Origin of the sequence: Commensalibacter intestini A911, from assembly GCF_000231445.1 — a bacterium.
Taxonomy (GTDB): Bacteria; Pseudomonadota; Alphaproteobacteria; order Acetobacterales; family Acetobacteraceae; genus Commensalibacter; species Commensalibacter intestini.
In genome coordinates, this window is the sequence record NZ_AGFR01000003.1 from 366,869 (window position 1) to 391,114 (window position 24,246).

Sequence of the window (24,246 nt, forward strand, 5' to 3'; positions counted from 1 at the left end):
ATTTCTGTGAATTAAAGAAAGGAGCTGGTTAGGATGGTGCGACAAAGCATGCTGAGAAAGATGCGGCTTTCTTTGGCGCGTTTGCCTGCGTTAGGTTATGCTAAACCTCCTGAAAAACCAGCATATTTTTTGCGTGATTTATGGAAAGGAAATTCTATTTATGGAATGCACCTTGTAAAAGGCGAGCTCATCTATAAAGATTATATTATTCCTTTACAACCTGGATCATGGGGAAAAGAGAATATTCCTGTTGATGGATTATGCAAAATTTACGACTTTTCCTGGCTACGTGACATGAGAGAGCTTGGAACAGATAATGCCAGATTATGTTCTCGCGCATTAATGGTCGATTGGATCAGTCGTCCCCCCACAGCACAACATAAAGTTGCTTATCGTGCTGATATTTTAGGCAAGCGATTAGTAAACTGGTTGGGGAATTATGATTTTTTTGCAGCTTCGGCAGATGGGGATTTTAAGCAACAATTTATGAATCGGTTGATGAAAGAGGGGCGATACCTTGCTGCTATGTTACCGCCTGCTGCATCAATTTACTATGCTTTTGCAACCCTTAAAGGGGTAATGGCAATTTCTTTGTGTTTGCCAGAGCAGTTCGATTTGATTCCTAAAGTTACGCGCTGTTTGAAGGCAGAACTAGCCAATCAGATTTTAGAAGATGGCGTTCATGTCGAGCGTAATATTGAAATTCAACTGATGGTCTTACAGGATTTAGTTGAAATTAAGTTGATGTATCAACTGATTCAGCAGCCTCCACCGAATGAGTTAATCAGTGCGTTGGACAATCTCAGCAGAGCATTACGTGCGCTGCGTCATGGTGATGGTGGGCTGGCCTTATTTAATGGTTCAAATGAATCTGATCCAGAAATGATTGATCGTGTTTTATTTCACGCGACACAAAAACGTGTTGCAATGACGAATATGACCAAAGGGGGATATGTTCGTTGTTATGCGAACCGGGCGACCTTATTGGTTGATAGTGGAACCCCTGCGGATATTGGTCGTAGAAGTAAGCACGCGGGATGTCTATCCTTGGAGTTTTCTGTTGGAAAACAAAGAGTTTTTGTGAATTGTGGTGCAGGGGAAACGAAACAGTGGCGTTCTATTCTGGGATGTACTGCTGCACACTCTGTTCTTGATTTGAATGGAACAGATTCAGCTGAATTTGTGCGTGGGCAGGTATCTTCGGATTTTGAAGCTGTTTCTAGGCATCATATGGAAGATGGTGCTCATTTATTAGAAATGGGTCATAATGGGTGGCTGAAACGATACGGCGTTATTTATCAGCGGAATATTTATTTATCTGGAAGTGGTCAGATTTTAAAAGGTGAAGAACGTATTGATGGGCCTCAATTATTTCCTTTTATGGTGAGATTTCATTTACATCCTTCTATTATTATTGAAGAAGAATTCATCGAATTTACCAAAGGGAAACCAGAACGTATTTATGCATTAATGGCAAATAATCCTCATGAGGGGCGTCAAATCTGGTGGTTTCGTTTTTCTGGGGCTCAGGCTAAAATTGAAGAAAGTGTCTATTTTGGTAAAGGTAGCCGTGTTGTTAGTAAGCAAATTGTTTTATACGCAACGATGCCAGAGGTAATAGTAAAAGAAGAGCTTTCTTCTTCAATTAAAGAAGAAAAGCTGTTACAAACAGAGACAGTTAAGGCCCATGCAGTCTTAACCCCACAAGAAGAGGAAAGTTTTGATTATGTGGCTATTTTTCATCATAAAGACAATGATCAAGGAAGTGGGGAGGAAGGCGATCCTGTTGTATATTCTGAAATTATGCCTGAAGCAACTTTGTCGGAAGCAACCGAAAAAGTAGAATCGTTAGAAGATAAACAAATATTATCTGAAAAAGCAGAAGAATCTCAATTAAAAGATGCTGTTTCACCACAAGTCGTTCGTTGGGCGTTACATCGTAAGTTATAAGCCATTATTATGAAAATCCTTGAAGTTACAAACGTCGATTTCTCTTTATATCAGTTTTTACTTCCTTTAATGCGTTCTTTGAAGGAGCAAAAGCATGAAGTTATTGGGGTTTGTGCTGAAGGCGAGTTGCTCAATAAAGTGCGTTTAGAGGGGTTTGAAATACGCACAGTGCCTTTTGTGCGTTCTTATGCGCCAGTTGGGCAAATCAAGGCTTTGTGGGCGATTTATAAAATTATTAAACAAGAAAAACCCGATATTGTTCACGCACATATGCCAATTAGTGGATTTTTAACAAGGATTGCTGCTTTTGTATGTAGAACACCAGTGATTGCTTATACATGTCATGGTTATTTATTTAATCAAGCAGGGCAAGGGGTTAAATCTTGGGTTCGGCGAGGTTTGTCGTTTATTTTAGAATGGATTGCAGGAAAGGTTACAAATCTTTATATGACAGTCTCTCGGGAAGAGGCTCAAGATGCAAAGCGATTAAAGATTCATTCTCAACCTGTTTATATTGGAAATGGCAGAGATCCATTAAAATTTGCTCCTGATTTAGAAGTTAGAGCTCAAATACGAAAAGACCTTAGTATTAACGACGATAAAACAGTCTTTTTAATCGTATCTCGATTAGTGCGGCATAAAGGATATCCAGAGTTACTTGCGGCTTTTATGGCTATTGCAGCACAAGATAAAAATGTTGAATTATGGATTGTTGGGGAAAGGTTGTCTTCTGATCATGGTCATGCTTTAGATCGTGCTTTTGATCAGGTTAAAGAAAAATTAGGTGATCAACTACGTATGTGGGGATATCGAGAAGATGTTGATCAATTAATGAAAGCAGCAGATATATTTGTGTTACCCAGTCATTTTGAAGGGTTGCCGATGTCGATTGTAGAAGCCATGTTATCAGGGATGCCTGTGATTAGTACTAATATCAGAGGTCCTAGAGAGCAAGTTGAACATCAAAAAACAGGATTGTTGGTCTCTGCAGGTTCAGTCAGAGAACTGACGAAGGCAATGGCTTGGATGGTTGGATATCCTGAAAAACGTAAAGAAATGGGGCAACTTGGTCGTCAACGTGGGTTAGAGAATTTTACAGAGCAGGCTCAGTTAAATAAAGCGATGAAAACATTATTAACGCATTAATTTATTTTATTGATGCTTTTGTAAGTCTTTGACTAGCCAAGAATGGATGATTAATAAAATATAAGCTTGCTCATCTTTGGTTAAAGGCTTTTTTTTAGCAATTTTATACCATTTTTCTAAACAGCCTCTGCAGCATGTGGCAGTGGCATGTTGAGCAATAAAGACTGGATGTCCTTTCCAAGGTGTTTGTTTTCCGTCGTTTTTTGGCTCTGCTGGCGCGAGACGTTGAGCAATAAAGTCTCCAGCATGGGACATAATCTTTTCTATACCTTGTTGATTAAAGTAAGAACGTTCCTTTGCTCCTAAGGTAAAGCGTGAGCGAAAGGAAGAGTGGCTAAGGCGGTTTAAAATCGTGTCAGGAGACGGAAAAGACATAAATTACCTTTAAGCTATAATGAAACTTAAATGAGATATATTGTTTTGATTTACTTTTTACAATGTTGTGTAATCCCCTGATAAACAGGTTCAGCACCTTGCTGTAAATAAGGTAAAATTTGATCACTTTTGTAAATATCAAAACGTGGCATATCTGATAATAGTTGCAAGCGTTTTATAATCGATGAAAAATTTAAATAAGCCGTTAATCCGTTGACAGGGATTGTTTTGTCCGCGATTACTTCCGATGGGTTTTTATCTAAAATGGAAAGATCAGCTTTCTTTTCTTGGATTAAAATTTTTGCTGTTGTGATATCTCCTAAGATGCACATATCCATCGTAACGCTGCTATCACTGGTATTTTGATAACATTTTTCTACAGCAGTGGCTAATCCTTGTACGCCATTTTGGCAGAATGCAGGTGCGAAACGTTTAATAGCGGTATCTATTGTAATTTTAGGAATTGCAACAGGCGCAGGAACAGCCCTAGCGGTTAAAGGAAACGCAAGTAAAGCAGAGAGAAAAATAGTTTTTTTTATCATTATTTTATATTTCAGCGATTATACAAGGCTAAAAGATTTTCTATAATAGTGGCAGGAAATCTTGAGGAATATCCATTAAAGGGGAGCTAACACTATCCATATTTGGTAATGTTTGTAAGAAATCATCTAATGTTCCATCTGCACGATTATTACGTAGGTTATTCAGGTGCCTCTTCATTACAAAGTCGGGAACTCGATGGGATCCACCAAAACCTGCTTTTGTGCTTTCTGCGCTCCAGTTGAATTGACGTGTCATTGATAGTCTTTGCATTAAATGCGTTTCATCCGCATATTTTAGGTGAAATAACCAAAAATGACTATCAATTGTTGAGGATGAATTTGTTGTATGAAAGCCAGGATTCCAATTATTTGCCACTGAGCTAATTAGTGCTTTACATGACCAGTTTGAGAGTATCCCTTTGGAGCGTTGTGGTAAAATTGGCTGTGTCCAATTAATAGTAGGAACATTGCCAGGATCAATCACATCGATGCCGATGCAACGGATAATTTGGGCTGTTTGATTTTTTAAGTAGTCTTGTAATATTATTTGAGGAGAGGGATGGCGAAAGATGATAAATTCATCTGTATCTGAAAAAATAACCCAATCGTAAGATTCTAGTAATTTTTGTTGCCACGCTTTGATCGCATTTAGTCGAGTAACTTCGTCATAGTTAGGGCGGGGGATAGCTATGCTCTTAATATCATTAATAGTAACGGGAAGATCATTAGTATGATCAAGGATAAATAAATTCTCACGTCCAACGAGTTTGCTGTAATGATTGATCCAAATCGGTAGCATCACATGCTCTTTGTAACATAAAGTAAAAGCAGCAATACGAGGCATTGGATCTTGTGTCATTGTATTCACTCTTTATTGTTAAATAATTGATTAGGGTTTATCAATTAAATTGGTTTGTTGTCCTAGTACAGAATGTTTACGACCATAGCAGTAATATCCTAAGAACCCAACAATAGCATAACTTAATAACAATATGATAGGGATAGGATTATTATGAAAGATAGAAGCAACCATATCGATTAATAAAGGAATAATCATTGCTAGGCAGCAAATAATTCCCAGTAATGGTGTAATTCCAATCCATATGCCTTTGATTTTAAAGCCGCCTAACGGCACTTTAAAAGGGCGAGGAAGGTCTGGATGTGCATTCCTTTGCCAGATAACAGTAAAGCAGACAATCCCAAAGGCTGTTGAGGTGCCTAAGCTGACCAAATCACTAACGATATCAATGGGTAAGAATGCGGTTGCAATGGAAACACATACACCTAAAATAAATGTACCACGCCAAGGGGTCTGATATTTTGGATGTAATTTGCAAAAGGCTGGTGGTAATAAGCCATCTTTAGCCATGATGAAGAAAATGCGAGTTTGACCATATAATAAAACCAGCATTACAGAGCATAGTCCAATAACGGCACTGATCTTCAGACTCCATGTTAAAAATGGCACGTTGATGTAGGTCGTTGCAATGGCCAATGGATCAGAAACATTTAATAGTTTATAGGGAACCACTCCAACTAAAACAAAAGCAACGCCAACGTAAATTAAAGTTGAAATGATTAAGGATGTAATAATTCCAAAAGGAATATCCTTTTGAGGGTTTTTAGCTTCTGATGCTGCGGTAGAAACGGCTTCAAAACCAATGTAGGCGAAAAAAATAGTTGAAGCGGCTCGGAAAATCCCCGTGATCCCAAAATTCATAGGGCCTGTCGATTCAGGAATAAAAGGCGTTAGATTAACGGGATTAATATAGAAAAAACCTATGCCTACAAATAAGAGAAGAATGCCAACTTTTAACGTAATAACGATGGCATTAATTGTCGTAGATTCAGAAACTCCAAAGAACAAAGCAACAGAGCCAATTAAAACAGAAATAGCCCCAATAAGATCAATAGAGTCAGTAACAATAATTCCTTTACTATAGCCTTCAGGAGCAGGCTGGAACATCGAATGATGTAAAAAATCAGGAATATTGATATGAAAGTTTTGTAATAAAGAGACGCTATAGCTAGAAAAACCAGACGCAACAGAAATCGCGGTGACGCCATATTCTAGTAAAAGTAACCATCCAACAGCCCATGCGAATTTTTCGCCTAGTGAAGTATATGCGTAACTGTAAGCAGAACCAGCAACAGGAATAGTGGAGGAAAGCTCGCCATAAGAAAAAGCCGTAAATAGGCAAGCAATAGCAGCAACGATAAAAGATAAAACCACGGACGGGCCAGCATAGTTCGCAGCCGCTGTCCCAGTCATCACAAAAATTCCAGCCCCAATCGTTGCGCCAACGCCAATGGTGGTTAGCTGCCAAGGCCCCAAACAACGGCGTAAGCCATGTGAGTTAGCCTCTTTTGTAATTTGTTCGAGAGATTTACGTTTTGAAAAAAGGGACATGCTTAAAATATTAAATCAGCGGGGAAAATTAAATCAAAAAATGATTTATTCGCAATATATATTAAGTGAATATAATCGCAAAGATATTGGATAATCTCTTTGCGATTAGACGTAGTATTGATAGTTTATTTAGCGTATTTTGCGGTGTTCTATAATTTCTTTGACATGCTCTTCAATGGCTTGACCAATTTTGTCAGCTTCATTGGCAAAAATATGGTTAGCTTTAGGGAAAACACGGTAATCAACAGAGATACCTTTTTGTGCGTTGAGCTTTTCAACAAGTTTATCAATTTCCCCAACAGGCACAATCGTATCTGCTTCACCAGCAACCATTAACCCGCCACATGGGCAAGGAGCTAAGAAGTTAAAGTCATAATGATTAGCTAATGGTGCAACGCTAATCCATCCTTGAATTTCTGGGCGACGCATTAAAAGCTGCATCCCAACGAAAGCACCAAAAGAATATCCGCTGATCCATAGTTCATTTGAATTGGTATTAGCCATTTGCAACCAATCCAAGGCAGCGGCTGCATCAGAGATTTCGCCAATCCCACCATCATATTCCCCTTGAGAGCGTCCGACGCCCCGAGAGTTATAACGTAATACGGAAAAGCCTAAATTTTGGAACGTTTGATACATCGTATAGGTAATACGATTATTCATTGTTCCCCCTTGTAAGGGATGGGGATGAAGAATTAACGCAAGAGGGGCGTTAGGTTCATGAGAATGATGATACCGCCCTTCAAGACGACCTGCAGGACCTGCAAACATTATCTCTGGCATATGATTATCCGTTAGTTTGACGAAAAATGATTCAATCGCTTGTTGAAAAAAATCACAGAGCTTCTCTCTATAAAACGATTTTATACAAAGGAAAAGCATTTTTCCAGAATTTTATGTGATCTCTATGATGAAATTACACAAAAATGAACTTATTTTGCAATTATATAACATATTATAAAAATATTTTCTTTTTATTAGGGTTCTGTTGATAAAATAGGTAAAATAAAAAATGTATATTCCCATTGAAATAATAAAGATTAGAAATGAATAAGCCTGTTTATTTAGATGCTAATGCCAGCGAGCCAGTTAGAGATTCTGTGATATCAGAAATGATGAAAGCTTTACAAGTGACGGGTAATCCTTCATCTGTGCATGCAATGGGAAGGCGATGCTATCATATGATCGAGGATGCACGTGAACTCATTGCTGATCATTTCGGAGGGGATGTTCAAAATTGCATTTTTACTTCGGGAGGAACAGAGGCCGATATTCTAGCGATTTATGGGCAAAAGCAAGGGCGATCTTTATGGGTTGGTGCGACCGAGCATCCTGCGATTAGTCAGATTGATCTTCCAAAAACAGTTTTGCCTGTTACTCAAGAAGGGATCATTGATTTAGAAATTCTTGAACAAAAACTAAAGCAAGAGGAAATGCCTCCTTTGGTTTGTTTAATGCTTGCCAATAGTGAAACTGGGGTTCTGCATCCGATTGAGCAAGCAGCTAAGTTATGCCATGAATATGGGGCTTTATTACATGTAGATGCAGTTCAAGCTGCAGGAAGAATGCCTATTCATTTGGGAAAGCTAGGTGCAGATAGTTTAGCGATTTCTGCTCATAAAATGGGAGGCCCTAAAGGTGTTGGGGCTTTATTACTAGCGGCTGGTAATATCAGAGGTGCAAAACCTTTAGATCCCGTTTTTGTAGGTGGTGGGCAAGAGCAAGGTCGTAGAGGTGGGACACAAGCTTTACCTGTTATCGTTGGAATGGCTGAAGCAGTTCGCGTTTCTTATTGGCAAGATCGGATACCTATTTTAGCAATGCGTAATACGATTGAAACCGAAGCAAAGAAAAAAGGTGCAATTATTTGTGGGGAAAGTGCTGAACGGTTGGATAATACATCTTGTATTGCTTTTGAAGGTGTTGCAGCACAAAAACAGTTGATGGCCTTGGATATGGCAGGCTTTTGTGTTTCTACAGGTTCGGCTTGCTCTTCAGGAAAAGTAGGCAAGTCCCCTGTGCTTAGTGCCATGGGATTAGAGCATTTGGCTGGATATAGCATTCGTGTTTCTTTGCCTTGGAATATTACGATACAAGAGGTTGATCGTTTTATAGAGGCTTATTGTCGTGTGATTCAATCTTAATGCTTAGAAAAGGGGAGTGAGTTGGATCAATTTATTTATTTAGATTATCAAGCAACGACACCATGCGATCCACGAGTCGTAGAAACGATGCTTCCTTATTTCACAGATTATTTCGCGAATGCGCATTCTGATCATTCTTTTGGACAGAGGGCCAATCAGGCTGTAGAAATAGCACGTGAGCAAGTGGCCTCTTTGTTAGGAGTTTTGGCCCAAGAGATTATTTTTACCTCTGGGGCTACAGAAGCAAATAATATAGCTATTCAAGGGGCTGTTAAATATCGATTGAAACAAAACCATACCGCTAGGCAAGTGATTACAGTTTGTACAGAACATAAATCTGTTTTAGAAGTTGTAAATGCTTTGGCAGAATGGGGTATTGATGTCGTTACACTGCCTGTTAATCGTGAAGGATTAGTTGATCATGAGGCGTTAAAAGAGGCATTACAAACCCCAACATTATTGGTAAGTATTATGGCTGCGAATAATGAAACCAGTATTATACAACCAGTGAATGAACTAGCTAAAATTGCTCATGAATATGGGGCGATATTTCATTGTGATATGGCTCAAATTATTGGAAAAATAGATCACCTATCATTGGAAAATATTGATTTAGCTTCTTTGTCAGGACATAAAATCTATGCTCCTAAAGGGGTTGGGGTATTATATGTGCGCCGAAAACCTCGTGTAAGGTTATCTCCTTTATTTTATGGGGGATATCAAGAAAGAGGGATTCGTTCGGGCACATTGCCGGTTCCGTTGATTGTTGGAATGGGAAAAGCATGCGAAATTATGTGCCAAGAAGGTAAAGAGGAAGCTCAATGCTTAATATATTATAAGAAGCTATTGATTGATGGGTTGAAGCATAATATTGTAAATATTAAAATTAATGGTTCTATCAAAAAATCTTTGCCAGGAAGTGTAAATTTACACTTTCCAGGAGTTCAAGCTCTTGATATTTTGAATAGAATTCCTCATTTATGCTTGTCAACAGGTTCTGCTTGCACGGTATCTTCTTTAATGCCATCTTATGTTTTATTGGCGATGGGACTTTCGAAAGAGGAAGCATTACAAAGTTTTCGGTTATCTTTTGGTCGCATGACGACACAAGCACAAGTGAGAGAAGTTATTGATGCTTTGTCTTGTGCTTATCATGATATTATGGCAGGAAGATAATCATTTTTATTGAAGGAAGTATAAAATGCCTCGTATGACTTTTATCGAACGTGATGGATCAAAACGTGAAGTTGACGCACCTGTAGGGTTGTCTGTTTTGGAAATCGCACACAAGAATGACATTGATTTAGAAGGCGCTTGTGAAGGTTCTTTGGCTTGTGCAACCTGTCATGTTGTTGTTGATGAATCATCATGGGATAAATTAAAACCTGCAGCTGAAGAAGAAGAAGACATGTTAGATATGGCTTTTGGTTTAGAAAAAACCTCTCGCCTTGGCTGTCAAATCATCATGACCGAAGAATTAGACGGTCTTATCGTTCGTTTACCAAGAATGTCTTAAATTAATGCGTATTATGGTTGCTATGTCTGGTGGCGTTGACAGTTCTGTCACGGCTGCCCTTTTAAAAGAACAAGGACATGATGTCTTTGGGGCTACATTACAGCTTTATGATGCTCGAGGTGTGGTAAAAAAAGGGTCTTGTTGTGCAGGGCAAGATATTCGTGACGCCCGCAGAGTGTCTGATCAATTAGGAATTCCTCATTATGTGATTGATGCAGAAGATCGCTTTCATCAAACGGTGATTGATCGTTTTGCACAATCTTATACTCGTGGGGAGACGCCTGTTCCTTGTATTGAGTGTAATCAAGGGGTTAAATTTACTGACCTTTTGAATATGGCTCGGGAACTAGGTGCAGACGCCATGGCAACCGGGCATTATGTGCGTCGGATAGAGGGCGCAAACGGGGCAGAGTTACATCGCCCCGTGGATATGAGCCGGGATCAATCTTGGTTTTTATTTGCGACGACATCAGAGCAATTAGAATTTTTACGGTTCCCTTTGGGAGACATGCCGAATAAAGATGTGGTGCGCCAAGAAGCTGAACGTTTTGGCCTAACGGTTGCTCAAAAATCAGACAGTCAAGATATTTGTTTCGTTACAGATAAATCTTACATTCAAATTGTAGAGAAATTATCTCCTGAAGGTCTAGAACACGGTGACATTGTTGATGAAACAGGTGCTGTGTTGGGACAACACGAGGGAATTGCCCATTATACTGTTGGACAAACTAAACGTCTTGGGAACCTTGCCATGCGTCAAGGGGACAAGCAAATGGTGTTGCGCATTGATTCTCAGACTAGACGTATTATTATTGGACCAAAGCAAGATGCTGGGCGTAAGCAGTTTTACTTGCGTGATTTAAATTGGTTAATGCCTATTCCAGAGCATGAAATGCGTTGTAATGTTCAAATTCGTGCGCGCGAGCATGAGCGTTCTGCAACCATTCGTATCTTGCCAGATCAACGCGTTCAGGTTGAATTAGATGAAGTGGCTAATCCTGCACCAGGCCAAGCATGTGTCTTTTATGAAGGATCGCGTGTGTTGGGTGGTGGATTTATTACATTGGCATAAAATCTTAGGGAAATGATAAGAAGGAAATATTTTTCTTTTCTTCTCTAAGTCGCTGTTGTATTACAGAAAATGTCCTGGAAATGCGTTCTGTGACTATAAATAATTAAACCTTTATTTATTGGATTATTCAATTGTTTTCGAGATCACCATTGTTAACCGTAAAGTCATCTTTTCGTTGTTTCATAGCTGTGTTTATCTTCCTTTGTTGCGTAATAGGGCTACAAGCAGCACATGCTACGGTGCGTATTGGTTGGACAAACCAAGTTGATTTAGCAAAAATTGCTCAGGTTAATGGGATTTATCGCAAAGCTTTAGGTGAAAGTATTGAATGGAAACAATATAACGATGATTTCCAAATTCTTCATGATTTAGCTGTTGAAAAGGTGGATATTGCTCCTGTTGGTTTAATTCCTTTTATTTCAGCCGTAACCTCAGGCCTTCAAGTGCGTATTATAGCAGTTAGTTCTCAATATAGTGCTGATAGTGCATTGGTTACTCGTGATCAGAGCAATATTGCTAATCCACAAGCTTTAATTGGAAAAAAAATTGCAGTTCCTTTTTTGACCTCCTCTCATTATAGTTTATTAAAAGCTCTACAACATTGGCAGCTTGATGATAAACAAGTGCAGCTAGTGAACTTGCCTTTTGACAAAATTGTGGCAGCTTGGAATAAGGGGGAGATTGATGGTGCTTATGTTGACGGGCTTACTTTATTAGATTTAAAGAAAAAAGGTCATGTTTTAGTTGACTCTCAACAATTGGCAGATTGGGGTAGCCCTACTTATACTTTCTGGGTTGTGATGGATCAGACTAGTGCGAAAAAACCTTTTATATTGGAGCCTTTTGTGAATGCTACATTGCAAATGACTAAAGGATTTAACCAACTTAAAGATAGTTTAACTGTTAATTCAAAAGATGTTATTGCTGTTTCTCAATTGTTGAAAATATCACCTGCAGATACACTGACCCTGTTAAAAGGTAAAAAATATTTAGAGCAAAAGGCGCAATCTATTCTTTTTACTCGTAATTTACCTAAATATTTAAATAATACAGCATTATTTTTGCGAAGTTCAAATTTAATTAATAATATTTTATCAGATTACTTGATTTATATTTTTCCTAATTTTGTTGATCAGGCTCAAGTTAAATAGGTTTGTTTTGAAAAAGGCATATATTGTGTGGCGATGAATAACACGTCAAAAATAATGACTGTTTTGCCCCCTAAAGAAGGTTTTTCCCCTAACTGTGTGGGGGCAGTAGGCTTGCTTGTTCATCGTTTAGCCCAGTCTGCAGATTTGATTGTAGGTAGAGCTTTAAATAGTTTGCCTTTTACGGGAGCACATTATTTAGAAGTTTCTAAAACTTGGTCTTCTGTTTTTATGAATAATAAATCTTATGGTTATGGAGTTGCTTGTTTAGTAAAAAAACACAATCCATGTTTAATAGAGATTCATAATCGTCCTGATCTAGCATTGTATATTGCTCAAAAATTTCCACAAATACCAGTCAGTTTAACATTGCATAACAATCCTTTATCGATGAGAGGATTGAAAACAAAAATAGAACGACAAAAGCTTTTACAAAAACTACATGTCGTTGCAGTTTCTCAGTGGGTAAAAGATCGTTTTTTATCTGATGATGTTGTTGGAGATGTTAAGGTTCTACCCAATCATATTGATTTGACCGAGGTTCCTGAATATGTTCCGATCAATCAACGAGAAAAGACCATTTTATTTGTTGGACGTGTTGTTGCGGATAAAGGAGCTGATATTTTTGTTTCTATTTGTCAGCAGTTATTAAAAGAAGATCCAACTTGGAAGATAGAAATGGTTGGGGCTGATCGTTTTGCCCCTAATAGTCCTCAAACCCCATTTATTCAAAAGCTACGTCATCAAATTAATCATGATCAGATTCAAATGACAGGCTATTTGCCTTATGACCAAGTGTTACAGAAAATGTCAAAAGCGTCGGCTGTTATTATGCCAAGTCGTTGGGAAGAACCTTTTGGAATGACGGCTTTAGAGGCTATGGCTTGTGGTACACCTTTATTAGTTTCTGCTGTTGGGGCATTGCCACAGGTGGTTGGAGAGGGGGCATTATTGATAGACCCCCAAAAACCAGAGGAAGCTTTTATTCTTTTATCTTCATTATTAAAAAATCATCAATTACAAAAAGAGTTGTCTGAAAAAGGAATAAGGCAAGCATCTTTATATAATGCAGAAGAAGCATTGTTAAAACTCGTAGCTTATCGAACGAAGATTTGCTCAGCTCTAAATATAAATGGCTATTCATAATGTGCCTCTTAAGGTAAGCTGCCAGTGACATAAGATCTGATATTGTCTTATTTAAAGTTATTCATGTCATTTTTCTCTGAAGTGGTACAATTTTTTATATGTATAAAAACAAAAAATTATCCAATTTTTTAGAATATACTTCAATTGGTGCAACGATTATTCTTCCTATTTTTCTTACACATTTTAGAGGAATAGCAGATGGTTTAATTGCTTATATAGCCGTTTGTTTTTTATTGTATTGTTTGATCAAAAAAGAGTGGGAGTGGACCAAGCAAGTTTGGGTTATGCTTGCTTTTGCTTGGTGGGGATGGTTAGTGATTTGTACAATCCCATTTGGATCATTTTTTGGGTATGATCCTAATGGCAATTTATTACAAGCGATCGGTACTATGCGCTTTTTACTCTTTGTTGTTTCTTTGCAGCAGTGGGTATTAAAAGAGAACAAATATCGTAAATGGTTGGCTTATGTTATTAGTGTTTGTGCCATATATATTTTGCTAAATATGCTTAGTCAGTTAATTATTGGCTATAATTTTTTGGGGATGCCACGTTTTTATGATGGAACATTAACTGGTCCTTATGAGCATCCTAGGGCTGCGGCACCTTTGTCACGAATTTTGCTCCCTGTAACACTGTCTGCTTGTGCTTATTTATTATATCGCTTTAAAGGGTGGACAGGACAGTTTTATACGTTACTTTGTTTACTTTTTACTGTGGCAATTATGATTTTGGCTGGGCAAAGAATGCCATTTGCTTTATTTGTATTTGGTCTAGGAGTGGCAACAGTTTGGTTAAAGCACCTTCGTATTTTGGCTTTGATTACAGCGGTAATTACGCCAGTTATTATTTTAATCACAGCATTTGTATCTCCTGAAAGTTTTAATCATTTAGTTACACATTTTGTTAATCAAATGGCTAACTTTTCATCAAGCCCTTACGGTTTGGTATATGTCAGAGCCTTAGTTATGGGAATTATGAATCCATGGGCCGGGTTGGGATATGATGCGTTTAAACATGCCTGTAGTAATTCAATTTATTTTCATGGCTGGCCTTTTTGGGATATAAATTCTGGTAATGGTGGTGGGGCTATTATTTGTTTAACCCATCCTCACAATCATTATTTACAAGCTTTTATTGATGCGGGTATTCCAGGATTATTATTATTTATTTCAGTTGTTGTAAGTGTGTTAGTTCAATTATCTAAAGGTTTAAATGTTATTGCGACGACTAGAAGTGAAGCTGTTCAAAAAGCATGGTGTGTTGGATTATTTGCAGCTGTTTTTATTCATGAGTGGCCATTTTCTTCGACGAGTAATTTTGTCAATATGCCATTAGGTGGCTGGTTCTTCTTGTTACTTGGAATGGGATTAGCATATAGTTGGGACTATCAATCAAAAATAAAAGAAAGTGAAAAAGAGCATGTCTGAAGTTAAAGATACGGTTCCCGTTACGGTATTAACAGGATATTTAGGCGCAGGGAAAACAACTTTGCTAAATCATATTTTAACGCAACAGCATGGGAAGAAATATGCTGTGATTGTGAATGAATATGGTGAATTAGGCATTGATAATGATCTTGTTGTGGATGCCGACGAAGAAATCTTTGAGATGAATAATGGCTGTGTTTGCTGCACTATTCGTGGTGACCTCGTTCGTATTCTAGGCACGTTGATGAAACGTCGGACAAAGTTTGATGGGATTATTGTAGAAACAACGGGGTTGGCTGATCCAGCACCTGTAGCGCAGACATTTTTTGTCGATGAAGATGTAAAACAAAAGACCAGATTAGATGCTGTGATTGCTGTGGTTGATGCTCAACATGTGATGCAAACTTTGGACGAAAGCAAAGAAGCAGTGAATCAAATTGCGTTTGCTGATGTAATTTTATTAAATAAAACCGATCTCGTGGATGCAGCGACATTAAAAACGGTTGAACAGCGTGTGAAAGCGATTAATCCATATGTTGCTTTGTATCACACACAAAAAGGACAAATTGCTTTAGATAAAATTTTAGATCGTGGTGGGTTTGATTTAAAGAAAGCATTGGAATTAGCTCCAGATTTCTTGGACAATCATCACGATCACGATCACGATCACGATCACGATCACGATCACGATCACGATCACAGGCATAAGCATGACCATGACCATGACCATGAAGCACATCATCATCATGGAGATGGGGTTACTAGTATTTCCTTGCTGGAAGATAAGCCTTTAGATTCAAAGAAATTTGATCTTTGGATTGGTTCTGTTTTACAGCAATTTGGTATTGAGTTATTACGTACAAAGGGAATTTTAAATTTCTCTGATTCTAAAGAGTGTTTTGCTTTTCAAGCGGTTCATATGATGGCTGATGGTGATTTTATTCGCCCTTGGAAAGAAAAAGAGAAAAGATGTTCTCGTTTAGTTTTTATTGGCCGTCATTTAGATGAGAAAAAACTAAGAGACGGATTTAAAAGCTGTATTGCGCGTTAAGAGACGATAGGAAAGTAAAGATATGCAAGCGCCACTTCAATTAATTGACAGCCGCGGAAAGTATAAGGAAGTTGAAGGTAATATTATTGGTTGTGTGACTTCAAAAGATGGCCAATATAGTGCTTTTGCGACTGCGGATGGAGATTTATGGCTTGTTGATCGTAAAAATTTGCAACAGCCAGAAACCTGGCAAATGCTTCAACCTCATGAGGGGGGTATTTTGTGTTTATCACAGGATATGACGCCTTCTGGCTTTATTACTGCGGGGGATGATAATCAGCTTTTACGGATTATTCCTGGGAAAGAGCCAGAGTTGCTTGCAAAAACCAAACGTTGGGCAGAGCATATGGTGACTTGGTTTGATCAATCTGGTAGTGCTTGTAAAGTTGCTTTTACGGTTGGTAAGCAAGTATTCCTTTATCAAGATCATTTTGATGAACCAGTATGTGTGCTTGAACATGAATCAACGGTTAGTGATTTAACATTCAGCAAAGATGGTAAAAAACTAGTCACTTCTTATTATAATGGTGCGGCTTTCTGGTCTGCAGCAGATAAAGTAGGAACAAAGATTAAGGACTTTACTTGGAAAGGTAGTCATCTTGTAGTCGCATTGCATCCAAAGGAAGAGGCTATTGTGACGTCGATGCAAGATCATGATTTACATGGTTGGCGTATTTCTGATGGCCACAACATGCGGATGAGTGGGTACCCTGTTAAAGTAAACTCTTTAAATTTTTCTAATGATGGTAAATGGCTGGCAACTAGTGGTGCTGAATCTGTGGTGATGTGGCCATTTTTTGATGGTGGCCCTATGGGTAAGCCACCTGTTGAATTACCTGGTATCCCAGGAGGTTATTGCACAATAGTACAATTCCATCCGGTTTATGGGGACTTACTAGCCGCTGGGTTTATCGATGGCAGTATTTTATTAATTAGCCCTGATGGAGAAAAGGTATTGCCGATTGTTTTAGGACAAGACAAAACATTTGGATCAATTACAGCGTTAAATTTTGATCCATCAGGAAGCGTATTATGTTTTGGTACAGAAAAAGGTGTGATTGGATTAATTGATTTAGCAGCATCAGAATAGCTTTCTCTGATGCTATTATTATGAACTAATGCTTATTATCGATTATGCTTTTGAATTTTATTCATGATACGGCCCAGCTCATAACGCTCATCACAGATTTGGAAAAGCTCTCTATTTGGAGCAGCTTTTCCGCGAAAAGAACCATGCCATAAGGTGACCAAAATTCCAGCTTGTTTTACCGCTTGAATAGCCGGAATAAGATCACCATCCCCAGTTGCGATAATTAAATGGTCGATTTGTTTGCTTAATGCGAGTTGCATCATGTCGACAACCATCAAAATATCGACACGTTTTTGATGAAAGCTCAAAGCGTTATTATCTTGATCTTCATAGCGAGATAGAGCCCCTAAACGCACTTCAAAACGAGGAAGAAATTTTAAAGCTTCGAAGAAATTCATTTTTCCTTCATATAGATTTTTCTCATCTTCTGGTGTGGAGAAATCTAAATTAGGTAAGCAGTTATAGTAAAAAGTTCTAAATAACAAATTATCCCCTGAAACTTCTTTAACGAGTTTATCATAGTTAATTTGTATATTCGGAAATTCTTGACGTGTAATATATTCAATATATCCAGCATCAAGAAGAATAGCACAACGAGAAGGAAACTGCATTTACTGGCCAACCACTATTATTTTTAATTTTACGACATAATATGCGAATTATATTAAAAAAATACCTTTTAATTTATATTAGTAATATATTTTTTCTTGAAAAGAAAAAATACTACTTTTTTATATTATTCAAGAGCGCTTTTTGATTTCATCTTCGGGTTCTACATGAATATTAATAGAAACTGAGCCGATTGATTTTTTTAAAGCCAATTCGATACGGTCACAGATATTATGGGCTGTATAGACGTTCATAACGCCTGGAACGACTAAATGGAAATCAATAAAGGTGATGGCTCCCACTTGACGGAAACGAACCATATGGAAATCAAGCGCTTCTGGTGCGTTTGTTTGAATGATTTCATAGATATGTTCAATGACTTGAGGTGAAGGTGCTTTATCCATTAATCCATTGAATGATTCGATAATGACATGGAAACCCATTCGAATGACATTAAGAGCAATTAAAAAGCCTAAAATTGAATCTAAAGGGGCCCATCGAATAATTGGAATTAAGGTAAAACCACAAATTAATCCAACAGTGGTCCAAACATCGGATAAAATATGCTCACCTCCAGCAATAAGGGCTGGAGAACAATATTTTTTACCAACTTTAATGAGAGTAATACACCAGATAAGGTTCACCACGCCTGCAGAGGCATTAAATAATATTCCTATAAAGGGTGCGGTAGGAAGTCTGGGATGATACCATCCTTCTATTGATTCATACATAATCAAAATGGCGGTTACTAATACGAGTAACCCTTCAATGGCTGCAGAAATATATTCAGCTTTTTGATGACCATAAGGATGTTGTTTATCTGCAGGGCGAGAAGCAAAGATTAATGCCACGCATCCTAAAATAGCTGCAGCGACATTAATTAATGTCTCAAGCATATCTGAATAGAATGCAATACTGTCAGTGGTATACCACGCGAGATATTTTAAGTACAACACAAGAATGCTGATAAAAATACTGCCAATACTAAACAGTATTTTTTTATCTTGAATAACTTTAAGAATCATAAAAGGCGTTTTCTATTCTTTGTAACTAGTAGTGATGATCGGACATCATACTGTTTCTGTGGATGCTAAAAGACACGATTTGGCTTCATTTAAAAGCTCAATTTGAATGGTTGTATGCCCAATTTTAAACTGATCTTTTAATTGTTGAGACGTCACCGTTAAGAAGTCATCAGAACGATGGTCAACATTGCTGACCAAATGAACTGTTAACGCTGTTTCGGTGGTGCTCATTGCCCATATATGTAAGTCATGTAAATCAACAATACTAGGTAATTCACGTAAATATTTTTCAACATCTTTACGTTTAATATTGGTTGGTACGCCATCTACAGCCAAGGTTACAGAATCTTTTAAGAGCGACCATGTGCCCATGATGATGACAACAGAGACAACAAGGCTGATGATTGGATCCAGTAAGTTAAAGTTGGTAAAGAGGATAATGCCCCCAGTAACAACGACCGCCAAAGAAAGGAGTGCATCATATGCCATGTGTAAGAAAGCGCCTTTGATATTAAGGTCTTCTTTGTGACCAGAGGCGAACATCATCGCGGTTATTCCATTCACGACAACACCGATGGCAGCAACAATGATGACGGTCCATCCAGCAACTGGGGCAGGATGGAAAATACGTTCAATGGCTTCTAAAATAATGCCACCAGTAACGATCAGAAGAATCACAGCATTGGTTAATGAGGCTAAAATAGAAGTTCGGCGATATCCATAAGTAAAATTGTCTGTAGGCTTTTTTTGTCCGAGAATAGCAGCAGCCCAAGCACAGGCTAAAGCTAAAATGTCGGAAAGATTATGTCCCGCATCAGCCAATAATGCCAAAGAATTCCCCCAAAATCCCCATGCTGCTTCAGCAATGACATAAATAATATTTAGAGTAATGCCAACAGCAAAGGCTGTACCAAAAGATTTTGGAACGTGGTGGTGATGTCCATGAGCATGTGAATGACCACCGCAATCATGATCGAGGTTGTGATCATGGTCGTGTTCATGATTATGTTCATGATTGTGATCATGATGGTGGTGTTGATGTTCAGACATCGTCAAGGGATCCTTAATGACAATTTAGTTTGGTTTATGCATGTATGAAAAAGAATATTTTAATTCATTTTTATATTTTGGATATTATATACTGTTTCCTTTTATAAATATAAATAGTTTTCTGTGGCATTGATAAGGTATATGTTGACAGGGTATAGCTTAGTTATCCTTTTCAATTTTAATAGTTATAAAATCGATGATCCGAATCACAGAATTAAAACTTCCTCTTGATCACAGTAATGCTGAATTAGAAGACGTATTAAAACAACGTCTTTTAACAGAGATTAAACAATATCACATTGTTCGGCGAGGTTATGATGCTCGTAAGCGTGGACATATTTTATTGGTTTATACGATTGATTGCGAAGTTTCTGATGATGAGGCTTGTTTAAGCGCTCATGCGGAAGATAAACATCTTCAAAAAGCGCCAGAGGTTAAATATCAATTTGTATTAAATCGAGTAGCTGGTGAAAATCTGGCCAGTCAATCAGGCTATCAGCGTCCTATTGTGATTGGTTCTGGGCCATGTGGATTTATGGCAGGGCTTTTGTTGGCTCAAATGGGATTGAGGCCATTGATTTTAGAGCGTGGTAAGGCCGTTCGTGAACGTACTGTGGATACATTTGCTTTTTGGAGAAAATCAGAATTTAATCCAGAGAGTAATGTGCAATATGGAGAAGGCGGAGCAGGCACTTTTTCTGATGGGAAGTTATATACGCAAATTAGTGATCCGCATCATTATGGAAATAAAGTGTTAACGGAGTTTGTAAAAGCGGGTGCTCCAGAAGAGATTTTATTTGTTTCAAAGCCTCATATTGGTACTTTTCGATTGGTAAGTATGGTAGAGCATATTCGTAACGGAATTGAAGCGAATGGTGGATCTTATCGGTTTAGTACTCGGGTTGAATCGATTTTGACGGATAAAGAGCGTCAAGTGGTTGGTGTGCGCCTCAGTGATGGTACAGAGATTGCTAGTCGTCATGTGATTTTGGCAACGGGTCATAGTGCTCGGGATATGATGGTTTCTTTATATAAAGATGGTGTGTCTATTCAAGCAAAACCATTTTCTGTGGGTGTGCGGATTGAACATCCTCAATCAATGATTGATAAAGTACGTTTTGGTCCTCAAGCAGGTCATGAGAAATTAGGTGCTGCGGATTATAAATTGGTGCACCATGCGGGGAATGATCGTGGTGTTTACTCTTTTTGTATGTGCCCTGGCGGAACAGTGATTGCTGCAGCTTCAGAAGAAGGTGGGGTGGTGACAAATGGGATGAGTCAATATTCTCGTGCTGAACGAAATGCTAACGCGGCGTTGGTAGTCAGTGTTGATCCACAAAAAGATTACCCTGATAATCCATTGGCTGGTATTGATTTTCAACGAGACTTAGAGCGGAAAGCTTTTATATTAGGCGGTTCAGATTATAAAGCGCCAGTGCAAAGAGTAGAAGATTTCTTGGCAGGACGTGCTACGAAAAGATTAGGTGATATAACGCCGTCTTATAAACCTGGGGTAACACCGAGTAATCTGATTGATATTTTACCTAATTTTGTTGTGGATGCGATTAAAGAAGCACTTCCATCCTTTAACCGTAAACTTTCAGGGTTTAGCTTTGCGGATGCAGTGATGACAGGGGTTGAAACGCGAACATCTTCTCCTATTCGTATTCCTAGAGAGCAGAACGGAAATAGTATTAATACGCCAGGTCTTTATCCCGCAGGTGAAGGTGCAGGTTACGCAGGTGGTATTATGTCAGCTGCAATTGATGGCATTAAAATGGCTGAGGCCGTGGCAAAAGATATAGGTAAATAGACCGCCACTCATGAAATAAAGAAAAGGAATATAATCGAATAAATTAATTTAAGAACGTGGAGCAAATAAGATAATACTTGCTCCAAGTAAGCAGATAATAGCACCTGTGATATCCCATTTGTCTGGTGGGGTATCTTCTACAGCCCATAGCCACACCAAAGAGCAAATAATATAAATTCCGCCATAGATTGCATAGGCTCGCCCTGCGATGTCGATATCGACTTTGGTTAAAATCCATGCGAAAAAGAGTAAAGAAATTGTGCCTGGTGCAATCCATAAGGGGGATTTTCCAAGGCGCACCCATGCCCAAAAGGAAAAGCATCCTGCAATTTCGGCAAAGGCAGCTAAGAGATAAAATAGCAGTGATGTCATCAATCTTTCCTTATGTATATTGTAATAATAAATTTAATAAACTGTTTCTATTTTATTAAATATGAATTTTTCTTAAATTATATATCATTTTGTTTGGGATAATATGAGAGTAAGATCTCTGATAGCCAATTAAATACTTTTATCACATGGGGTGAAGTCATTGTTCTTTGCGGTCTGTAAAGATACATAGGCCAGTTTTTTTTCTCAATCTCAGGGAAAAGTTCAATTAATGTGCCATTTTTTAAGTATTCAGAGCATAAATAGTCAGAGATCAATGCGCATGTTGAACCAGATAAAGCAGATGAAAGTTCACTATATTGATCATCCGTTATGAAAGTAATATTTTTAGGAAAAATATGAAGAACATTATTAATCGGCCATCCCCAAGGTCGTCCTGTATTATCATTGATTAAACTACTTGTAGGAAAACGCTCTTGTAAATCATTTAAGTTTTTTGGCGCTCCTAATTTTTGTAAAAGTATGGGAGAAATAACGAGTTTATCTTTGACATGACATATATGCTGCGTAATGATTAAAGGTTCTGGATTAAAACCAACTCGTAATCCAATATCTATTTGATTTTCAATGATATTAAGCTTTGTAGAATTCACACGCCACTCTATTTTTAATTTTGGATAATGAGCCGCTTTTAATAAAAGATCATATAATATTTTATCATTTTTAGGTAAAGAAAAAACAGAGATTCTGACAATACCTTTCAAATCGTTCTGTTCTTTTTTTTCAGATAAAAATAACATTTCTCCATCGAGTAAATATTGTTGTGCTTTTGGTAAAAAGTGCTCTCCGAACTCGGTAAGTTTCATATTGCGTGTGTTTCGCAGGAATAATAAAGCACCTAATTCCCTCTCTAGCTCTGCAATAATACGGGTAACAACTTGAGGTGAAACTGACATTATGATTGCGGTTTCACGAAATTGTAATGTTTCTGCTGCGATGCAAAAATACTTAAGTGCTATTAATTTATCCAATTTATTTATTCCATTTTTCAGAATTAATAATTCAATATTAATTCATTGTATAAGAATAATTAAATTAATAAACTAAAAATAATAAAGAGTTAGAACGGTAGAAATTAATTTCTATGTAATAGCATTGAATGATTTGGAGTTTATATGGCTGCCCATTTATTTCGTAGAAATTTTATACAAACAATTATTGCTTCTAGTGTCACTGCTATCGCAGGAAGCTCCATTATTAAGGCACAATCAACAAAGCAATTGCAAAAAGGAAATCAACAGATGTCTTTCACAGAAAAATGGGATAAAGTCTTTTCAAAAAGTAGTAAAGTTGATCATGAAAAAATCATGTTTAAAAATAGATATGGTATATCTCTAGTTGGTGATCTTTATATACCTAAAAATCGTAGTCATAAAAAATTCGCAGCCATTGTTGTAGGTGGACCTTTTGGTGCTGTTAAAGAGCAATCTTCGGGTCTTTATGCACAAACAATGGCTGAGCATGGATTTATTGCACTTGCTTTTGATCCATCATATACGGGTGAAAGTGGTGGAGAACCACGCAATATTGCTTCACCTGATATCAATACAGAAGATTTTATGGCCGCTGTAGATTATATTGGTTTACATGAACTGGTAGACCGTGAGCGTATTGGTCTTATTGGAATTTGTGGTTGGGGAGGAATGGCATTAAATGCTGTTGCAGCAGATAAACGTGTGAAAGCTGTTGTTACAAGCACTATGTATGATATGTGTCGAGTGATGTCAAAGGGATATAATGATCGTGTTAATCTTGAGGAAAGGAATCAGACATTAGAAAAATTAAGCCGGCAACGTTGGGTTGATGCTGAAAAAGATGTTCCTAGTTATCAGCCTGCTTACAATCAATTAACTGGTGGTGAAGAACAATTTTTAGTTGATTATCATGATTATTATATGACTGCTCGGGGATATCATTCTCGTTCTGTTAACTCGGGAAATTCATGGACAATTACAATGCCATTATCCTTTATGAATATGCCTATTTTAACATATATTTCTGAAATATCTCCACGGCCTATTCTCTTTATTCACGGGGAAAAAGCTCATTCTTTATATTTTAGTCAAACAGCTTATGAAAAAGCCGCAGAGCCAAAAGAGTTAATGATTGTGCCAGGAGCAAATCATACAGATTTATATGATAAAATGAATATTATTCCCTTTAGTAAAATAACAGAATTTTTTAATATACACCTGTTTGTATAGTATTATCTCGGTATTTTCTGTTTATCTTCGTCATTATGACTTTTCCTATTTTAGTCAATGAAGGGCAATGAACGTATTTTGTCAATCATATGATGGGTATTAATATTGTTTATGAAACGACTTTTTTTAGAAATAATT

23 protein-coding genes are annotated in these 24,246 nt (G+C 37.6%); 13 read left to right on the forward strand and 10 right to left on the reverse strand.

What is annotated here, in order from left to right; translation table 11 throughout:
- The first annotated feature begins 48 nt into the window (after nucleotides 1-48).
- Both CIN_RS02025 and CIN_RS02030 read left to right on the forward strand, forming a co-directional pair.
- Complete coding sequence (locus CIN_RS02025) at nucleotides 49-1,950, forward strand: heparinase II/III family protein (RefSeq protein WP_170314019.1); 1,902 nt, start codon at nucleotides 49-51, stop codon at nucleotides 1,948-1,950.
- A 9-nt stretch (nucleotides 1,951-1,959) separates the two neighbouring features.
- On the forward strand, nucleotides 1,960-3,096 hold the full coding sequence (locus tag CIN_RS02030) for a glycosyltransferase family 4 protein (RefSeq protein ID WP_008853390.1): 1,137 nt from the start codon (nucleotides 1,960-1,962) through the stop codon (nucleotides 3,094-3,096).
- Nucleotides 3,097-3,102: 6 nt separating this feature from the next.
- Here CIN_RS02030 and CIN_RS02035 read toward each other — a convergent pair whose 3' ends face one another.
- The 5 genes from CIN_RS02035 to CIN_RS02055 form a co-directional block, all read right to left on the reverse strand.
- Nucleotides 3,103-3,471: a DUF4186 domain-containing protein gene (locus CIN_RS02035; RefSeq protein ID WP_040363693.1), complete on the reverse strand. Its 369-nt coding sequence runs from the start codon at nucleotides 3,469-3,471 to the stop codon at nucleotides 3,103-3,105.
- Nucleotides 3,472-3,521: 50 nt separating this feature from the next.
- The gene (locus tag CIN_RS02040) at nucleotides 3,522-4,013 is read right to left on the reverse strand and encodes a hypothetical protein (RefSeq protein WP_008853392.1); all 492 of its coding nucleotides are present in this window, start codon (nucleotides 4,011-4,013) and stop codon (nucleotides 3,522-3,524) included.
- Between the two features lie 40 nt (nucleotides 4,014-4,053).
- Nucleotides 4,054-4,872 (reverse strand): glycosyltransferase family 2 protein, encoded by an 819-nt coding sequence (locus CIN_RS02045; protein ID WP_008853393.1) that lies wholly within the window; start codon nucleotides 4,870-4,872, stop codon nucleotides 4,054-4,056.
- A 30-nt stretch (nucleotides 4,873-4,902) separates the two neighbouring features.
- Nucleotides 4,903-6,423: an APC family permease gene (locus tag CIN_RS02050; protein WP_008853394.1), complete on the reverse strand. Its 1,521-nt coding sequence runs from the start codon at nucleotides 6,421-6,423 to the stop codon at nucleotides 4,903-4,905.
- Nucleotides 6,424-6,552: 129 nt separating this feature from the next.
- Nucleotides 6,553-7,206 (reverse strand): alpha/beta hydrolase, encoded by a 654-nt coding sequence (locus tag CIN_RS02055; protein ID WP_040363694.1) that lies wholly within the window; start codon nucleotides 7,204-7,206, stop codon nucleotides 6,553-6,555.
- A 263-nt stretch (nucleotides 7,207-7,469) separates the two neighbouring features.
- Between CIN_RS02055 and CIN_RS02060 the strand changes: the two genes are divergently transcribed.
- The 9 genes from CIN_RS02060 to CIN_RS02100 all read left to right on the forward strand — a co-directional run bounded on the left by CIN_RS02060 (nucleotide 7,470) and on the right by CIN_RS02100 (nucleotide 17,017).
- A complete protein-coding gene (locus CIN_RS02060; protein ID WP_008853396.1) occupies nucleotides 7,470-8,567 on the forward strand; it encodes a cysteine desulfurase family protein in 1,098 nt (365 codons plus the stop codon).
- A 21-nt stretch (nucleotides 8,568-8,588) separates the two neighbouring features.
- Nucleotides 8,589-9,743: a cysteine desulfurase family protein gene (locus tag CIN_RS02065; protein WP_008853397.1), complete on the forward strand. Its 1,155-nt coding sequence runs from the start codon at nucleotides 8,589-8,591 to the stop codon at nucleotides 9,741-9,743.
- A gap of 25 nt (nucleotides 9,744-9,768) precedes the next feature.
- Nucleotides 9,769-10,083 carry a ferredoxin family 2Fe-2S iron-sulfur cluster binding protein gene (locus tag CIN_RS02070; protein ID WP_008853398.1) on the forward strand — a complete coding sequence of 105 codons (315 nt, stop codon included), beginning with the start codon at nucleotides 9,769-9,771 and terminating at the stop codon, nucleotides 10,081-10,083.
- Nucleotides 10,084-10,087: 4 nt separating this feature from the next.
- Nucleotides 10,088-11,155 carry a tRNA 2-thiouridine(34) synthase MnmA gene (gene mnmA / locus CIN_RS02075; protein ID WP_008853399.1) on the forward strand — a complete coding sequence of 356 codons (1,068 nt, stop codon included), beginning with the start codon at nucleotides 10,088-10,090 and terminating at the stop codon, nucleotides 11,153-11,155.
- Between the two features lie 131 nt (nucleotides 11,156-11,286).
- Nucleotides 11,287-12,306, forward strand: coding sequence for a taurine ABC transporter substrate-binding protein (locus CIN_RS02080; RefSeq protein ID WP_170314020.1), 1,020 nt, complete (start codon nucleotides 11,287-11,289; stop codon nucleotides 12,304-12,306).
- A 33-nt stretch (nucleotides 12,307-12,339) separates the two neighbouring features.
- A complete protein-coding gene (locus tag CIN_RS02085; RefSeq protein WP_040363855.1) occupies nucleotides 12,340-13,449 on the forward strand; it encodes a glycosyltransferase family 4 protein in 1,110 nt (369 codons plus the stop codon).
- Nucleotides 13,450-13,547: 98 nt separating this feature from the next.
- Nucleotides 13,548-14,876 (forward strand): O-antigen ligase family protein, encoded by a 1,329-nt coding sequence (locus tag CIN_RS02090; RefSeq protein ID WP_008853402.1) that lies wholly within the window; start codon nucleotides 13,548-13,550, stop codon nucleotides 14,874-14,876.
- Nucleotides 14,869-15,927, forward strand: coding sequence for a CobW family GTP-binding protein (locus tag CIN_RS02095; RefSeq protein ID WP_008853403.1), 1,059 nt, complete (start codon nucleotides 14,869-14,871; stop codon nucleotides 15,925-15,927). Before CIN_RS02090 ends, CIN_RS02095 begins: the two co-directional genes overlap by 8 nt.
- A 22-nt stretch (nucleotides 15,928-15,949) precedes the next feature.
- Nucleotides 15,950-17,017 carry a WD40 repeat domain-containing protein gene (locus CIN_RS02100; RefSeq protein WP_008853404.1) on the forward strand — a complete coding sequence of 356 codons (1,068 nt, stop codon included), beginning with the start codon at nucleotides 15,950-15,952 and terminating at the stop codon, nucleotides 17,015-17,017.
- Nucleotides 17,018-17,052: 35 nt separating this feature from the next.
- On the opposite strand, the gene CIN_RS02105 is transcribed toward CIN_RS02100, so the two are convergent.
- The 3 genes from CIN_RS02105 to CIN_RS02115 form a co-directional block, all read right to left on the reverse strand.
- On the reverse strand, nucleotides 17,053-17,628 hold the full coding sequence (locus CIN_RS02105) for an NYN domain-containing protein (RefSeq protein ID WP_008853405.1): 576 nt from the start codon (nucleotides 17,626-17,628) through the stop codon (nucleotides 17,053-17,055).
- A gap of 129 nt (nucleotides 17,629-17,757) precedes the next feature.
- Nucleotides 17,758-18,651: a cation diffusion facilitator family transporter gene (locus CIN_RS02110; RefSeq protein WP_040363695.1), complete on the reverse strand. Its 894-nt coding sequence runs from the start codon at nucleotides 18,649-18,651 to the stop codon at nucleotides 17,758-17,760.
- A gap of 45 nt (nucleotides 18,652-18,696) precedes the next feature.
- Complete coding sequence (locus tag CIN_RS02115) at nucleotides 18,697-19,701, reverse strand: cation diffusion facilitator family transporter (protein WP_040363696.1); 1,005 nt, start codon at nucleotides 19,699-19,701, stop codon at nucleotides 18,697-18,699.
- 196 nt (nucleotides 19,702-19,897) lie between these two features.
- Between CIN_RS02115 and CIN_RS02120 the strand changes: the two genes are divergently transcribed.
- The gene (locus CIN_RS02120; RefSeq protein WP_008853409.1) at nucleotides 19,898-21,514 is read left to right on the forward strand and encodes an NAD(P)/FAD-dependent oxidoreductase; all 1,617 of its coding nucleotides are present in this window, start codon (nucleotides 19,898-19,900) and stop codon (nucleotides 21,512-21,514) included.
- 48 nt (nucleotides 21,515-21,562) lie between these two features.
- Here CIN_RS02120 and CIN_RS02125 read toward each other — a convergent pair whose 3' ends face one another.
- Nucleotides 21,563-21,886: a YnfA family protein gene (locus tag CIN_RS02125; protein ID WP_040363697.1), complete on the reverse strand. Its 324-nt coding sequence runs from the start codon at nucleotides 21,884-21,886 to the stop codon at nucleotides 21,563-21,565.
- A 77-nt stretch (nucleotides 21,887-21,963) separates the two neighbouring features.
- Nucleotides 21,964-22,875, reverse strand: coding sequence for a LysR family transcriptional regulator (locus CIN_RS02130; RefSeq protein ID WP_008853411.1), 912 nt, complete (start codon nucleotides 22,873-22,875; stop codon nucleotides 21,964-21,966).
- Between the two features lie 144 nt (nucleotides 22,876-23,019).
- On the opposite strand from CIN_RS02130, the gene CIN_RS02135 reads away from it, so the two are divergent.
- Nucleotides 23,020-24,108, forward strand: coding sequence for an alpha/beta hydrolase (locus CIN_RS02135; RefSeq protein ID WP_008853412.1), 1,089 nt, complete (start codon nucleotides 23,020-23,022; stop codon nucleotides 24,106-24,108).
- Nucleotides 24,109-24,246: the final 138 nt, after the last annotated feature.